The 2,050-nt window shown below is 59.9% G+C and carries 2 protein-coding genes and 1 pseudogene; all 3 read right to left on the bottom strand.

The features are described 5' to 3' along the window. Positions 1-310: 310 nt before the first annotated feature. Positions 311-749: pseudogene (locus tag GIV35_RS27115) on the bottom strand (glutathione S-transferase); the annotation flags it as partial. A 125-nt stretch (positions 750-874) separates the two neighbouring features. Continuing rightward, complete coding sequence (locus GIV35_RS27110; protein ID WP_057975962.1) at positions 875-1,825, bottom strand: alpha-E domain-containing protein; 951 nt, start codon at positions 1,823-1,825, stop codon at positions 875-877. 2 nt (positions 1,826-1,827) lie between these two features. Then, positions 1,828-2,050: circularly permuted type 2 ATP-grasp protein (locus GIV35_RS27105; RefSeq protein ID WP_236491465.1), on the bottom strand; the 223-nt coding region annotated here is incomplete at its 5' end.

Below are 2,050 nucleotides of genomic sequence, written 5' to 3'. Positions count from 1 at the left end.
TAATCCGCCAGTGATTTGGGGGGCCGCCGCCACGCGCCATCCATGGCGCGGGGCGGCTAAACCGGCATCCCTGCCGGTTTACCCCCCAAATCCCTGTCGAATTCCGGCCAGCGTGGTTTAACGGGGCACCTGAGATCAAGATCACAAGCAGATCAAGAGCGACTCGCTTCGCATCGTGGTTACCGTCGGCTGCTACAGCCTACAAAGTTGTTTAGATACCTATGCTGCGATGGCATCAACTCGGTGTTTCAGTTGCACCGAGTCATGAGCATCGCAGGCAAGCCAGCTCCCACACTTGAGTGTATCGGCCTCAGGGCTTTGCCATCACGGCGGTAAACAGTGGGGACTCAAGGAACCGCTGTAACCAAACCTGCAAACGCTGATACGGCGTCCCCGCAAACCACTCCCGATCTACATGAGCAAACTGCCGCACAAACGGCGCCAGTGCCGCATCCGCCAGGCTCAGGTGTTCGGCGAGCAAGTACTCACGCTCCGCCAGCAAGCCTTCCAGCTTCTGCAAGAACACCTCACCCTCGTCCCGATAATGCTCCATCGGCTGCTCCGGGTAGCGCTCGGCATACTTGTATCGATTCAAGTGATGCTTGAACACCTGATCATTCTCGGCAATCAACGCCGGCACCGCAGGGTCACCTTGCAGCAGCCAATCATTGCGCCAGCGCCCATTGCATGATCTCCAGGCTCTCCTCGATCACTCGACCTTCGACACTCAACACCGGCACCGTACCTTTGGAAATACGGGGCAGATTTATTTAAATAGTAAATCTGCCCGATCTGGCGCTCTTTCAACGATCAATACGGGCCAGCGTAATACTGTGCTGGTACCAAGGGATAGGTCACCCCCACCCAGTATCAATCAAACGACTTCCAGGTAAGAACTCTGCACCGCCCCCGCCAACTCCCGCACGCCCTCAATAAACTCCGTCAACCGCCTATGCAACCCATCCTCCAGAATCTCATCAATCCCCGTATACCGCAGCCGCGCTTCAAACTCGGCAGCCAAGCGCTGCGCCGTGCGCCCATAACTACCCGGCAGATCCGCGAGAATATGGCTCAACTCCTCGATACACGCATGCAGCGAGCGCGGCACGTCACTGCGCAACAGCAGCAGTTCCGACACCGAGCGGGCATTCAAGGCATTGGGATACAGCTCGGTATACGCCTCGAATGACGACAACGCGCGGAGCAGGGCGCTCCACTGGTAATAGCCGCGGGCCGACAGGTCGCTGACTTCTTCGGACTCTTCGCCGAACATCTCGTAGCGTGCATCCAGCAGGCGCAGGGTGTTGTCGGCGCGTTCGACAAAGGTGCCGAGGCGGATGAAGCGGTAGGCGTCATTGCGCATGATGGTCCCGGAGGTGGCGCCACGGAACAGGTGCGAACGTTGTTTGACCCAGTCACAGAAGTGGCTGATGCCATGTCGCGCCAGGCCGCCGGCGGCAATGCTGCGCATTTCCAGCCAGGTGGCATTGAGGTTTTCCCACATGTCGGCGGTGATGCGTCCGCGCACGGCGTGGGCATTGCCCCGGGCGGCGCGCAGGCAGTTGTAGATGCTCGCCGGGTTTTCTTCGTCGAGGGCGAAGAAGTGCAGCATGCGCTCGGCATCCAGGGTGTGGTGGCGTTCCAGGTAGCTGTCCAGAGTGCCGCTGCTGAGCAACGACATCGCCAACTCATCCAGACCATCGCTGCGCCCGGCCTGGGGCATCAAGGACAGCGAATAACTGACTTCCAGCATGCGTGCCAGGTTCTCGGCGCGCTCCAGGTAACGGGACATCCAATACAGATCTGCAGCGGTTCTACTCAACATACTCAGCCCTCCACCACCCAGGTGTCCTTGGTTCCGCCGCCTTGCGACGAGTTCACGACCAGCGAGCCTTCCTTCAGCGCCACGCGGGTCAAGCCGCCGGGCACCAGGCGGGTTTCCTTGCCAGAGAGTACGAACGGGCGCAGGTCGATATGCCGGGGCGCAATGCCGTTTTCGACGAAGGTCGGGCAGGTGGACAGGCTCAGGGTGGGTTGGGCGATGTAGGCA

Source organism: Pseudomonas sp. PA-1-6B (assembly GCF_021609545.1).
Classification (GTDB): domain Bacteria; phylum Pseudomonadota; class Gammaproteobacteria; order Pseudomonadales; family Pseudomonadaceae; genus Aquipseudomonas; species Aquipseudomonas fluorescens_BV.
This window is presented reverse-complemented; position numbering and strand designations above follow the sequence as displayed.

What these genes read in the sequence shown, in the direction of transcription:
- GIV35_RS27110 (WP_057975962.1), bottom strand. Translation starts at nt 1,825, where the DNA reads ATGTTGAGTAGAACCGCTGCAGATCTGTATTGGATGTCCCGTTACCTG.